Below are 13581 nucleotides of genomic sequence, written 5' to 3'. Positions count from 1 at the left end.
ACATCTATTATAGATAAACCCATAAGAGTAACCGCACAATGCGACAGCTAACCACTTACCGTAACCTGCAAGTATTTTTGGTGATAATGGCCATCATAGGCATGAGTTTTGCGCTGTTTTATTTACAGCGTCATCTAGGGCTTTCGCCTTGCCCGCTCTGTATTTTTCAGCGCGTTGGTCTAATCGTCATGGGCGGATTTGCCCTGATATCAGCGTTGTTTAATCCTAAGTCTAAAGTGATAAGACTATTGCTATGGCTTGGTAGTCTAGTAGGTATTGGTTGGGCAACTGCAGTAGCAGCACGCCATGTATGGCTGCAACATTTGCCTGCTGACCAAGTACCTTCTTGTGGTCCAGGACTGAACTATTGGCTTGATACCCTCCCTATCTTACAAGTATTCAAAGAAGTATTTGCAGGATCTGGCGAATGTGCCTCTGTTGATTGGACGCTTATGGGATTAAGTATCCCTGAGCAGTCGTTGATTCTATTTAGTGTGCTGCTGATCGTACATGTGTTGATATTAATGCGTATCGTAAAATCTGCTAATTAAGATCGTATGACTCAATAAAACGTTAGGTTTCTTTCCTAGTTTTGGTTTTAAAATAGACATTGCTATCTTCGATACAATGTCTGTTTTTTTGTCTACTATTAACCCGCCCTTATAAACCATATTAGCGTTACCAACAGGTATCGCTAATGCCAACTTATGCCTTTTAGATATAAGGCCAACAACAAAAAGCCCACAGAGATAATTTGAAGCCTTTGATATCTTTAGTCAGCTTACCTTATAAACGGATAAGCATTAGATATTTGTCGCTTTCTACTCATAAGCTATCTGTATTTTGAATATAAGATAATGCTATCAAGTTCTTAATTTATATTATTACTACGCGCCCATGCCTTATTATCCTTATCTTTGACAATGGCTTTACGTTGTCGATAGTATAGATGAGCTTGAAAAATACTTGTTAAAAACTGTTTTTGGTATGACCATGATATATTTTGCTCCCGTTCGCTCTACTACGCTTGCTATCGTAAAACGGTGGCGTCCTTCGTTACTTGTAGCGTCACTATGCGTGCTACTCGTAGGCTGTGATAGTGCCTCGTCCAATACCGATAAAGACATGGTATCTACGTTCGCGTCGACTGGTTCTGAGTCGCAGGAGGCTTCACAATCATTGCAAGATGACAATGCTAGAAATGCTGAGCTAGCGAATGATGATGAGACAGGTGAAATGGTGGAAGGGCAATCATTAATTGCTGCTGCTCAGTCAAATAAAGATACCTATGCAGACAGCTCTATGGAGCGATCAGAAGCGAAAAGCAGTATGCTGCAAGCGACATTAATGGGCGACTATGGCGGCATGGTCTCTTGTACAGATTGTGACAGTATTGATGTCACATTGAACTTATTCGCTGATGGTTCCGTACTAAAAGCAAGTTATTATCATAATCCTGAAAAACCAAAAACACCCCTACTCGAATCCGGTATCTACCGACAAGACAATGACAAAATTACCATTGTCTATGAAGGAAAAAATATCGAGACCTATCATATCCAAGACAATCATTTGATACGGATCGATGAGCACGATAATTTAGAGGATGACTATACGTTATCTCGCAAATAAAAGCGTCATCATGCTGACTGTTAGTTGGCGTATCTCTACATACTAAAACGACCAAATTACATTAGCTAGATAGCGCCTACTTGTTAGGCGTTTTTTATTGGTCATCGAACAGGGTTTACTTTACAATGATTGCTTGTTTGCCCAGCTGATGTATTGGTCGTTGTTTATCAAAGTGGTTATTTTTACTGATGACAGCTAGGCACTTCACAATTTATTTTATCAGCTCTCTATTCTTTTCATTCAAGCGCGTACGGAACGTCTATGCATATTCATATCCTTGGTATTTGTGGTACTTTTATGGGCTCACTGGCATTGCTAGCACGTGCGCTTGGGCATACGGTCACAGGTTCAGATGCCAATGTCTATCCTCCTATGTCCACTCAACTCGAAAATGCTGGCGTGACTATCGAAGAAGGCTATCTGGTAGAGCACTTGCAACCAACGCCAGACTTAGTGGTCGTTGGGAACGCGATGAAGCGCGGCATGGATGTGATTGAGTATATGCTAGATAATGGCTTGCGTTATACTTCAGGTCCGCAGTTTTTATCTGAGCAAGTATTGCAGTCACGTCACGTAATCGCCGTTGCAGGTACGCATGGTAAGACCACAACCACGACTATGCTTGCGTGGATATTACATTATGCTGGTATCGATGCAGGGTTTTTGATTGGCGGTGTGCCATTGGTTGACACGACTGACGAGCACTTACAGCAAGTGTTTGCCCATAGCAGCTATTTGGGTGCTGATAAAAGCGATGATGATAAATCTGGCTACTTTGTGATTGAAGCAGATGAGTACGACTCTGCCTTCTTTGATAAGCGTTCGAAGTTCGTTCACTATCGTCCGCGCACTGCTATTTTGAATAACCTTGAGTTTGATCATGCAGATATTTTTGCAGATCTCAATGCAATACAAACTCAGTTTCACCATATGGTGCGCATGATTCCAAGCACTGGCAAAATCATTATGCCAGCCGCAACCATCAGTCTAGAAGATACGCTAGCGAAAGGGGTTTGGACACCTATCTGGCGTACTGCCGTCATCGACTCTACTTTAGCTAATACCAGCGAAAACGCACGTGCTCTAAAAGATAGTAGCGACTGGCAGGCTGAGCTGATTCAAGAAGACGGCAGCCAGTTTAAAGTTAATTTTGCCGCTAATGGAGAGGCAACTGCTATCGTAAACTGGTCAATGAGCGGTATCCATAACGTCAATAACGCATTAGTTGCTGTAGCTGCGGCCTATGATGTTGGTGTCAGTGTTGAGACAGCTTGTGCTGCTTTATCAGATTTCGCTGGTATCAAGCGCCGGATGGAGTTGATTGGCGACGTCAATGACATCTTAGTCTTTGATGATTTTGCCCATCATCCAACAGCTATTACGACTACATTAGATGGTGCCAAAAAGAAGCTGGCTGATAGACGTATTTGGGCTATTATTGAGCCGCGTAGTAACACCATGAAAATGGGCATTCATCAAGACAGCTTGGCTCAATCAGCGGCACTTGCTGACTACACATTATGGTACGAGCCTACTGGTTTGGAATGGGGCTTAAAAGAGGTCATCGAACAAGCTAAGGCTACTAGCGACTCTATCGGCAACCAACAAGTGTTATCAAGCATTGATGATATCATTGAGCATATTAGCAGTCATGCAAAAGCAGGTGATGCGATTGTGGTCATGTCAAATGGCGGTTTTGAAGGGATTCATCAGCGTTTATTAACCGCATTACATAACGGCTAACGCTTATAGTTAAGATAAAGAAGCAGCTCTTCTTATTCTCTTATATACAAACGCAGCTCATCTAATAGATGGCTGCGTTTTTTACTTCTAATATTTATATGCCTTCACTATATGAGTTCAGCACTACAGATACTACGTTGATAAACGCTGTTAGCACCACTGCTACCTTTGTAACCTTTCGTTTACTTATTGCCCTTACTCGATAGCAAATCGGACTTTTTCCTCACATAGCCCCTACAGTAGTAACATTTTATGCTTACTTTTGCGTCCGAGGAGTGTTTACAATAGATTTATCAAAACTTGTAACACATTATAAATATTAACAATATTAGGAGAATAACATGAGCTTTATTTGGATGATTATTGTAGGTTTAGTCGCAGGTTTATTAGCACGTGCCATCAAACCAGGTAACGACCCTATGGGTTGGATTATGACTATCGTATTGGGTATTGTTGGTGCAATGCTAGGTGGTTTCCTAGCTGGCCTAATCGGTATCAACGCTGATGGTGGTTTCACTGGTCTTATATTCTCAGTAATTGGTGCAATTATCCTACTGTTCCTATATGAAATGATTGTAAACAAACGCCGTGCATAATTAGTCATAAGCCATGCATAGTTTAGTCATAAATGATTACTAGCTAATTAAAATACTATATAAACAAAGCCTTGCGTTAAGCAGGGCTTTTTTATGCCATTTATCATCGAAATTTAGTCTTTCTATATACATATAGCATCATATGACTGCGAAAGTATTGATAAGCATTACTTTTGTCCCCATTTATCTTATAATATCAACCCTATTTTGTCCTTATCATTGAGGTGAGCGTTATGGCACTACTCCCTATCTTAAGTTACCCAGATCCTCGCTTGCGTACTATCGCCAAGCCTGTCAAGGAAGTGACTGCTGAAATCAAAACCTTAATCGCAGACATGATCGAGACAATGTATGATGCTCAAGGCATCGGGCTTGCGGCCAGTCAAGTGGATCATCATATTCAGCTTATCGTTATGGATTTGTCTGAAGACAAAAGCTCTCCTAGAGTTTTTATCAATCCAAAAGTCACGCCACTGGTAGAAGAAAAGCAACCGTATGAAGAAGGCTGCTTATCTGTACCTGATGTCTACGACAAAGTCGAACGTCCTAATAAGGTCCGTATCGAAGCGTTAGACGGTAACGGTGAGGTTATTGACGAAGTCGTTGAAGGACTGCTTGCTGTTTGTATTCAGCATGAAATGGATCACCTAAATGGCGTAATCTTCGTTGACTACTTGTCTCGTCTTAAACAGACACGTGCTCGTGATAAAGTTCGCAAAGTTCTTAAAATACGCGAAAAGCAAGAAGCTCAATCAGCAGAAAAACAGACACAAGCCGTCAATTCTTAAAGCGCTACTCTTTATTCTTATCTTTTTTATTTCGTCTTTATCCTTCACATAGTTACGTCTACAGTGAGTGTTAATATTTAGCATTCACTGTTTGGCGATAATTTTTTTAACCGATACAGTTTCCACAAAAGGTTTACTACTATGACAATGATCAAAATTGACCAATATTTTGAACCTGCCAGCTGGCAGAAATTTACCAAGGCTGCTGAAGGTCGCGAGACGCCTTTCTTAGTAGTTGACCTTAGTCGTATCGAAACCAAATACCATGAAATGGTAAGCCTGTTTCCTAATGCAAAACTGCATTATGCAATGAAAGCTAGCCCTGCGGTGGAAGTAATCGATCTACTAGCAAACCTTGGTTCAAACTTTGACTGTGCCTCTATTTATGAGCTTGATCGTGTGCTTGGTTGCGGCGTTGAGCCATCTCGTATCTCGTATGGCAACACCATCAAAAAAGCTGAGCATGTCAAATATGCTTTTGAAAAAGGCATCGATCTATATGCGACTGACTCAGAAGCAGATCTAAAAAACATTGCCAAACACGCTCCAGGTTCTAAAATATTTGTTCGTATCTTGGTTCAAGGCTCAGAGACAGCAGAATGGCCATTGTCACGTAAGTTTGGTTGCCATCCTAATATGGCCATCGACCTACTGGTTCAAGCACGCGAGTTGGGCTTGGTTCCTTATGGTATCTCATTCCACGTTGGTAGCCAGCAAAAAGACGTCGCTGCATGGGATGATGCATTATCCAAAGTTAAATATATGTTTGACTGGATGAAGAATGAAGAAGGTATCAAACTGCAAATGATCAATTTGGGTGGTGGCTTCCCGACCAATTACATCAGCGAAGTGAACCCTATTAAAGTCTATGCAGAAGAAATTACCAGCTATCTGACTGATGACTATAATGATGACGAAATGCCGGAGATTATTTTAGAGCCGGGTCGTTCATTGGTTGGTGGTTCAGGCGTGTTAGTCAGTGACGTGGTACTGATTTCTCGTAAGTCTGATACCGATTTGACTCGTTGGGTATATACCGATGTTGGTCTATTCCAAGGCTTAATCGAGACGCTAGGTGAAGCTATCAAGTACCCTGTCTATACGCCTAAAATGGAAACGTCTACCAGTGAAGGTACAGTAGTACTGGCAGGTCCAACTTGTGACTCAACCGATATTATGTATGAAGAAGCAGGCTATCAGCTACCCGAAGAGCTTGAGATTGGTGATAAAATCTACTGGCTGACTACTGGTGCTTATACCAACTCTTACTCATCGGTAGAGTTCAATGGCTTCCCACCGCTCGAAGTGGTTTATATTGACTAGTATTTGTAATGTTTCACAAAAAAGCGCGGCACGGTTAATACCCGTATCGCGCTTTTTTGTTCTTAATGATTTGCTTGGTGAACTAGTCAACTCGCAAAGAAATAGGCACGCTATTATTGTTATCAATAGTTCGGCTACTGTTACTGCTGCTACTGGTTGAGTTTTGTGAAATCTGTCCAATCGTTACCCACTGTCCACGTGGCACGATCATCGTACTGTTCAATCTTTGACCTCGAATAGCATTGCTAGCATTACCAGTAGAATTTTCAGCAGAACTCATTTGATTATAAGGTGAATTCAGCTGCACTAACCTTTCTTCTACTTGGGAGAGTTGTACTTCCACCTGTCCATTGGGCAGCAGTCTTGGTGTGACGGCAATGCCTTGTATCGTTGGCAATAGCATTTGCTGCTGAATCACAATCTGTGGTCTTAGGTTATCGTTAGCTGAACGATGATAAGTTGAATAGTTATTAGCATTATAGGTTTGAGTTAGCGAATAAAGCGTACCTGTGCTGATACTCGCCGCACTGCCAGATAATGTTTGTACTTGATATAGATTACTACCCTGCTGCTGGCTGCTACGCTGACTAATAACCCCTACACCTTGGATACCGCGATTGGTAATAATGACTTGACCCTGCTGAATACTACCTTGCTCGCTACTACTATTGCCAACACGTACAGCGACCGTCAATGCCTGTGGCTGACGGTCAATCTGAGACAATAACTGCTGTACCGCCTGATAATTACGTGCCGTCGTTCGCAGTACCAATTTATCTTGATACGTAGTCACCGTACCACCGTCTGCGCTACTATTTAATTGCTGCCTAACTGCAGGTAACAAACTAGCCCCACCATAAGTATGGATAACATAGGTTTGAGCAGTGCCAGCTTGTACGGTAATTGGTAGAACCGCTAGACTCAGTGCAAAGGCTGATAGGCTTGCAAGGTTGATGGTACAAACAGCACCAATCAGTCTATGACTAACATAACGTTCGATACTATTCATACCCGCTCCCTTGCTGCTATTAGGTCATCGAGCCATCAGACACAATGCTATAGTCAATCATCAATAGTCGTTAGTCACTTAATCCAAGTACATCTTGCATGTTGTACTGACCTACTTCCTGCTCAACAACCCAAGTTGCGGCACGTACGGCGCCAGCGGCAAATGTCATGCGCGCACGCGCACGATGGGTAATCTCGACCACTTCGCCATCTGCGATAAACATCACAGTATGATCACCTACGATTTCGCCACCACGTACTGCGTGAATACCAATTGTCCCCGATTCGCGCTCGCCAGTTTGTCCTTCGCGGCCATAGATAGCGACGTCTTTTAGGTTTTGTCCGCGCGCTTCTGCGACGGCTTCAGCCATCATATACGCCGTACCAGAAGGCGCATCGATTTTGTGCTTATGATGGGCTTCGATGATTTCTACATCAGCATCATTACCAAACGCTTTGGCAGCCATCCCGAGTAGCTTCAATGATAAATTAACGCCTGTCGAATAGTTGCCCGCATATACGATAGTGATTTGCTCACTTGCTTTTGCCAGTACTTGTTCTTGCTGTTCATTGAATCCTGTCGTACCGATGACCATAGCGACATTATGCTCAGCACAAACTTGCATGTTTTTTTCAGTAGCGTCAGGCAAGCTAAAATCAATCAGCACATCGATATCATTAATCACAGCGGCTAAGTCATCAACGATTTGTACATTTAAATGACCGATAGCAGCAACTTCGCCTGCATCAGCACCGACTAGGCTAGAGCCTTGACGCTCAATCGCTGCTTTTAATATAGTTTGTGGATTGTTCTGTACTGCCTCGATAAGCATACGACCCATACGCCCGCCTGCACCGATTACCCCAACGTTGATAGATTTATTATTCGATTGTTCGCTCATGTTTTTACCTTAAATGTTTTATATTTGGTGAAATTATTTTTGACTATCATTTATCGTAAGTTTAGCAAATATCATCACATGAATGGCTTTTTATATCATCAATAAAAAGCCCAAAGGTTTCATGTGAAACTTTCGGGCTTAGTTTAATACTAGCTACTTAGTTAAACTATTTCTTAATCGAACAAGTCACCGATTTTTTTGAAGAATGACTTCTTATGTGGCGACTGTTGATGCTTGCTGTCGTCATCCAACGTGTCTTGGAATTGACGTAACAAGTCTTTTTGCTCACGAGTCAGATTCACTGGTGTTTCGATAACCACACGGCAAATCAAATCACCTTTCATGGTAGTACGGACTGGCGTTACGCCTTTGCCGCGTACACGCAGTAACTTACCGCTTTGCGTACCTTCTGCCACTTTGATTTTTACTTTGCCATCTAAGGTTGGGATTTCTACTTCTTTACCCAATGCTGCATCAGTGATGCTTACGGGTACATCCATATATAGGTCAGCACCTTGACGGGTGAATACATTGTGCTGTTTGACGCGTACTTCGACATATAGATCGCCGTTTTGTACGCCAGCGCCGCCCGCTTCGCCTTCGCCTGCTAGACGAACACGATCACCATCATCGACGCCTGCAGGGATAGAGACTTCTAACGTGCGTGATTTGTCTTTTACGCCGTTGCCATGACAGTCCGAACAAGGGTTTTTGATCTGTTTACCAGTACCGCCGCAATGAGGACAAGCTTGCTGTACCGCAAAGAAACCTTGCTGCATACGTACTTGACCTTGGCCATGACAAGTCTGACAGGTAACCACATCAGAAGCATTTTTTGCCCCTTTACCATCACAGGTATCACAAGGCGCAGGAGCCGTGAAACTGATTTCTTTTTTGCAGCCACGTACGGCTTCTTCTAATGTCAGCTCAATCACATAACGCAAGTCAGAGCCGCGACGCGAACGCCCACCGCCGCCGCCACGCTGCTGACCGAAGATATCACCGAAGTTACCAAAGATATCGCCAAAGATATCTTGGAAGTTACCGCCACCTGCGCCGCCGAAGCCGCCGCCACCCATGCCGTTTTCAAAGGCTGCATGGCCCATGCGGTCGTAGGCTGAACGTTTCTCTTCGTCGCTCAATACTTCATAAGCCATTGAAGCTTCTTTGAATTTGTCTTCCGAATCAGGATCATCAGAGTTGCGATCTGGATGGTATTTCATGGCAAGCTTACGGTAGGCTCGCTTAATTTCTTTGCTGTCAGCGGTCTTGCTGACACCTAATATTTCATAAAAATCGCGCTTACTCATGCTCTCTCCTATCGTCTTTACAGCCACACCGGTTCGTCAAATCATCAGCTCAATTGATAGTTGTCTTAATCTTATTCGTGATTCTTAGCTGATGGATATGTATAACGTTTCACATGAAACACAATAATTCACCATGCTATAGAACCATAATGCTTAGACTTAACCAACAAATACGGTGAAGGCTGCTTAGCCAAATCAATTATAAAAAGTTTGCGCTATTTATGGAGATGGTCTGCTGATTTATCAAGCTCTTAAATGATGAAATTAGCAGTTGGCATCGCTGTGGCAAAAGCCAAACGATTCATTAAGGTTACTGCAAAGCTTTTCGTACCTGAGCGGTGCCCAGTCGTGCTAATATTTACCGCCACATCTACGGTCATTTATACTCATAGTGATGACGATTGCGACAAGGTATCAAGTCTTATGAAAAAGCTGGTTATTCTATTAATCATAATTGCGGTAGCAGTGTATGCAGGCTCGCCTTATTACAGCGCTTATCAGCTCAAAAACGCTTATGATGATAAAGACGGTGCCACTATCGCAGCGGCTATTGATTATGAGCAAGTGCGACCAAGCGTCCAAAATCAGCTAACCAGCCAATTTGCGACGACAATGACTAAGTATCCATTAATTTCTGAATTGGGCGGTGAGCCGTTGACCGAAGCCGCGAATAGTTTTATCGCGCAGGCAGTTGAAGGTGCCATCACTCCGCAGAATATCGAAAAGGTAATTAATACTCAAGGTCAAGCCAATACAGCAACTAAAGAACTAGCTGCAGCATGGGCCATCGCTAGCGATCAAGTTGACTTGAAAAACCTAATTCAGAGCTTAATCATTCAGCGCGGTGATGTCGATGCCGTGGTTAAAAGCCAAATGCAGCAAGTCATGAAAAAACAAGCTGCCGAACTTGAGCAGCAAGTCGCCCAAGGCAATGACAGTGAAAAGCCAACGCTTAGCTACTGCGGTATTAATTGTTTTAGTATTAGTGGCCAGGTAAAAGGCTATCCTCTCACTATCGAGATGCAGCGTGAAGGGCTTATCAATTGGAAAATCGTTGATATCGTCTTACCATAAATTATTTAAGACAGCTTTTGAGATGCAAAAATATCTGAATAGAACCATAAAAAACCGCCTTATGAATCAGTTCATAAGGCGGTTTTTTTACTTTGACTAGCAGTCCAATATCTTAAATTTTTGAATTACTGAAGCACTTAACCCTACCAATTAATTATTCAACACCCAAGAATTCTAAAAATTCTGGACTCTCAAAACTCGCCTGATATAGCACGCCATCTTCACGATAGATGGCAGGCGTCGCCATTACCGCAAGTCCAGCTGCTTTTTCACGATTAGGTGTCACATGGTCAACCGTACAACTTGCTGATGCAGGTGTCATTTCACCTGTCAGCATCGCCTTATCAAATGCCTGACGACGACTGTCCTCATTCGCTTGGCACCAAATACCACGCATCTGCTTCGGTGACGCCTCATATATCGGATAGCCGATGACATTGACCGTCACGCCTTTTGCATTGAGTGATGGCACTTGCTGATGTAGTCGGCGGCAGTAAGGGCAGTTCACATCATCTGCCACATAGATAACGGCTCTTTCAGTAGTGGTCGCTGGATAAGTAATCAGCTGGCTTTTGTCCAATGACGCAAACACAGACTGGTTTTTGCGTTTTTCAAAGTTCTCATCAAGGCCGATAAATTGACCGTTTTCGATGACTGATATTTCACCATCGGTAATGTACTGCGCATCGTCCGATAGTAAAAACGGCACGCCTTCTAGCGTTGCACCCCAGATGACACCCGGTACTGCGGTATAAAAGAATGGTGTTTTCGCGCTCATGTTCTTAAGCGCAGCCATATTTGCTAGCATGTCAGACTTGACACTCGTATTGACAGGTTCGCCTACCTGTGCACTTGTGCTACGTACTGGTGTTTTAGTGACAACTTGCTTGCTTGGGTTTTTCTGTAGCTCACCCTGTATGACGTAACGACCATCTTCGGTGATGTGCAGCGGCAACTGGCCGGCCAAATTTACTTGGTACATATTAGGCAGTTTGGACGGCACAATAGAAGTAATCTGTGTTTTGATGCCTGCTTGGGTCAATATTTGACGCAATCGCTTATCAACAGTCGCACTCACTGCTTGAGCTACTTGTGAATTTGTAGTGCTTTGCGTTACGTTATTACTGTTGGCATCCGCTGAACTTGGCTGAGCGCAAGCAGTGGTTGCTAATAGTATGACGCTGATTAGACTAGCGGACTTTAATACAGGTAATGTCACAGAGAAATTCCTATCTGGTTTTTAATAATGGCAGTTTTTAATAATGGCAGTTTTCGATATTAAGACCAATTCCAAAGCTACCACCAACTGAAAGATAGCAACTATTTTCTGATTAGTCAGATTTTTAGAGTTGGTTTAAGGGTTGTCTGTCATAAAAATATAGATAAAAAAGACTGTAGCATATGAGATAGTTTTGCAAAGCAAAAAATGGCTAATGTCGCAAAACTGCTACTTAGCTTTAAGAGATAGGCAACACAGGTAGGTAGTAGACATAAATACAATATAGCAGACCGCAAAAAGCAGCACACTGGGTAGCGGCTGCTAATGGGTTTAAAACGGTAATTTCAAGACAAATACTAATGCCAAAGCTTAATAGTTTCAGTGCTTATTTCTTAAAACTTGGCAACTTCTTCTGGCGTTAAGAAACGGCTATCGCCTTTTTCTAGGCCTTCTAGATTGATATGACCGATACTAGCGCGGTGCAGCTCAGTTACTCGATTACCGAAGTAACCCATCATACGTTTGACCTGATGGTATTTGCCCTGTTCTAATGTCAGACGTGCATGTTTTTCATCAATGAACTCAAGAACAGCAGGCTTGGTTGGCTCGTAATCCCCTTCAAGCAAGATGCCTTCAGCCACTTTCTTAACGGCTTTTTCTTGTGCATCACTATCCATTGCATCTGCCAAAGTCAGCTCGTACACCTTTGCATGCTCGTGCTTAGGACTGGTGACACGGTGCAGCCAGCCGCCATCATCACTCATGAGCAATGCGCCAGTGGTATCGACATCGAGACGCCCAGCGATACGCAAGCTGCCCAATTCTGGTACAGCAATCAGTTCGGTGACAATTGGATACTCTTTAACTTTTAGCGTGCACTCGAAGCCTTCAGGCTTATACAATAAGATATAGCGATTGCCCGCAGCGACCGACAACGGCTCGCCTGCCCACATCACATCATCATTGACCACATCGACATGTAGGCCAGGATCTTTAACCACTTGATCGTTTACGGTGATTTCGCCGGCGTGCATGATCTTTTTTGACTCTTTACGCGACAGCTCGGTGGCTTTACTAATGAATTTATCTAAACGCATACTATTTACTACCATCGGTTTTATTATACCAGCCCTAAATCAGAAACTAACGACGCCAGCACTCAGCCGTGAGCGGCTCGTTATCTTCGATGGTTAGAAATGGTACTATAATGAAAAATTAAATGAACACTGTGCTTAATACAAAAGCCAGTGAAAGTCAGACCAGTTTAACATATCCAACCTAAGCCTGATGAAATATGAGCTATCAAACGCTAAAACGTGCCGTTACCACGCGACTCGAAATTAAAAAATCTGAGTTTATCGCTTACGCCTATCCGGTGACCTCTCGCGAGCAAGCAATGTTTCACGTGGAACAACTGCGCGAGCAATACCCCGATGCACGCCATTTCTGCTGGGGATACATCATCGGTGATCCAGATAATACCACTAGTGCTGGTTTCGATGATGATGGCGAGCCTAGCGGTACGGCTGGTCGACCGATACTGAATGTACTGCAGCATAAGTCGATCGGCAATGTGATTATCATCGTGGTACGTTACTTCGGTGGTATTAAATTGGGTGCTGGCGGTCTCACCCGTGCTTATGCGGGCTCTGCTCAAGCGGCCGTCGACGAGATGATACTAAACCCTTATGTACCGATGACCCAGATTCAAATACTGGCAGAATTTGCGACCGAAGCGCAATGCCGCTATATGATAGAGAGCCTTGGCGGTCACATCGACGATGTCGCCTATAGCAAGCAAGTAACCCTAACCGCCACACTTGCTGAAGCAGATGTCGAAAATTTAAAAGCGCGTTTAGCAATGGATGGTCGAGTATTGGACAATTCAGAAGATTAAAAATTTCTGATTAACTACTTATCGGCCGTTTTAGATAGTTTTCTTTTCAATATGCTTATTTGTTAGATTTTTTCAGTAGCTGTTTTCAA

The 13581-nt window shown here is 43.1% G+C and carries 13 protein-coding genes; 8 read left to right on the top strand and 5 right to left on the bottom strand.

Annotation, left to right across the window (positions count from 1 at the left end; translation table 11 throughout):
• Window positions 1–38 precede the first annotated feature (38 nt).
• The 6 genes from JMX96_RS06105 to JMX96_RS06080 all read left to right on the top strand — a co-directional run bounded on the left by JMX96_RS06105 (window position 39) and on the right by JMX96_RS06080 (window position 6082).
• On the top strand, window positions 39–551 hold the full coding sequence (locus tag JMX96_RS06105) for a disulfide bond formation protein B (protein WP_057757661.1): 513 nt from the start codon (window positions 39–41) through the stop codon (window positions 549–551).
• A 442-nt stretch (window positions 552–993) separates the two neighbouring features.
• Complete coding sequence (locus JMX96_RS06100) at window positions 994–1632, top strand: copper resistance protein NlpE N-terminal domain-containing protein (protein WP_201568117.1); 639 nt, start codon at window positions 994–996, stop codon at window positions 1630–1632.
• Window positions 1633–1893: 261 nt separating this feature from the next.
• Entirely contained in the window at window positions 1894–3375 is a 1482-nt protein-coding gene (gene mpl, locus JMX96_RS06095) for a UDP-N-acetylmuramate:L-alanyl-gamma-D-glutamyl-meso-diaminopimelate ligase (RefSeq protein WP_201568116.1), read from the top strand.
• A gap of 341 nt (window positions 3376–3716) precedes the next feature.
• Window positions 3717–3971: a GlsB/YeaQ/YmgE family stress response membrane protein gene (locus JMX96_RS06090; protein ID WP_057757652.1), complete on the top strand. Its 255-nt coding sequence runs from the start codon at window positions 3717–3719 to the stop codon at window positions 3969–3971.
• Window positions 3972–4204: 233 nt separating this feature from the next.
• On the top strand, window positions 4205–4759 hold the full coding sequence (gene def / locus JMX96_RS06085; RefSeq protein ID WP_057757649.1) for a peptide deformylase: 555 nt from the start codon (window positions 4205–4207) through the stop codon (window positions 4757–4759).
• Window positions 4760–4906: 147 nt separating this feature from the next.
• Window positions 4907–6082, top strand: coding sequence for a type III PLP-dependent enzyme (locus JMX96_RS06080; protein WP_191115316.1), 1176 nt, complete (start codon window positions 4907–4909; stop codon window positions 6080–6082).
• A gap of 82 nt (window positions 6083–6164) precedes the next feature.
• Here JMX96_RS06080 and JMX96_RS06075 read toward each other — a convergent pair whose 3' ends face one another.
• From JMX96_RS06075 to dnaJ, 3 genes are all read right to left on the bottom strand, one after another.
• A complete protein-coding gene (locus tag JMX96_RS06075) occupies window positions 6165–7091 on the bottom strand; it encodes a hypothetical protein (RefSeq protein ID WP_227676953.1) in 927 nt (308 codons plus the stop codon).
• 70 nt (window positions 7092–7161) lie between these two features.
• Window positions 7162–7992 carry a 4-hydroxy-tetrahydrodipicolinate reductase gene (gene dapB, locus JMX96_RS06070; RefSeq protein ID WP_201568115.1) on the bottom strand — a complete coding sequence of 277 codons (831 nt, stop codon included), beginning with the start codon at window positions 7990–7992 and terminating at the stop codon, window positions 7162–7164.
• A gap of 173 nt (window positions 7993–8165) precedes the next feature.
• Window positions 8166–9302 carry a molecular chaperone DnaJ gene (gene dnaJ / locus JMX96_RS06065; protein ID WP_057757637.1) on the bottom strand — a complete coding sequence of 379 codons (1137 nt, stop codon included), beginning with the start codon at window positions 9300–9302 and terminating at the stop codon, window positions 8166–8168.
• A gap of 255 nt (window positions 9303–9557) precedes the next feature.
• On the opposite strand from dnaJ, the gene JMX96_RS06060 reads away from it, so the two are divergent.
• Window positions 9558–10376 carry a DUF2939 domain-containing protein gene (locus JMX96_RS06060; protein WP_227676952.1) on the top strand — a complete coding sequence of 273 codons (819 nt, stop codon included), beginning with the start codon at window positions 9558–9560 and terminating at the stop codon, window positions 10374–10376.
• 154 nt (window positions 10377–10530) lie between these two features.
• Here JMX96_RS06060 and JMX96_RS06055 read toward each other — a convergent pair whose 3' ends face one another.
• Together JMX96_RS06055 and JMX96_RS06050 are read right to left on the bottom strand one after the other, a co-directional pair.
• Window positions 10531–11595, bottom strand: a complete 1065-nt coding sequence (locus JMX96_RS06055; RefSeq protein WP_201568114.1) for a disulfide isomerase DsbC N-terminal domain-containing protein — start codon at window positions 11593–11595, stop codon at window positions 10531–10533.
• Window positions 11596–11987: 392 nt separating this feature from the next.
• Complete coding sequence (locus tag JMX96_RS06050; RefSeq protein ID WP_057757631.1) at window positions 11988–12692, bottom strand: pseudouridine synthase; 705 nt, start codon at window positions 12690–12692, stop codon at window positions 11988–11990.
• 197 nt (window positions 12693–12889) lie between these two features.
• On the opposite strand from JMX96_RS06050, the gene JMX96_RS06045 reads away from it, so the two are divergent.
• On the top strand, window positions 12890–13492 hold the full coding sequence (locus JMX96_RS06045; RefSeq protein WP_201568113.1) for a YigZ family protein: 603 nt from the start codon (window positions 12890–12892) through the stop codon (window positions 13490–13492).
• The last annotated feature ends 89 nt before the right edge of the window (window positions 13493–13581 follow it).

Source organism: Psychrobacter sp. JCM 18900, from assembly GCF_904846625.1.
Taxonomy (GTDB): Bacteria; Pseudomonadota; Gammaproteobacteria; order Pseudomonadales; family Moraxellaceae; genus Psychrobacter.
This window is presented reverse-complemented; position numbering and strand designations above follow the sequence as displayed.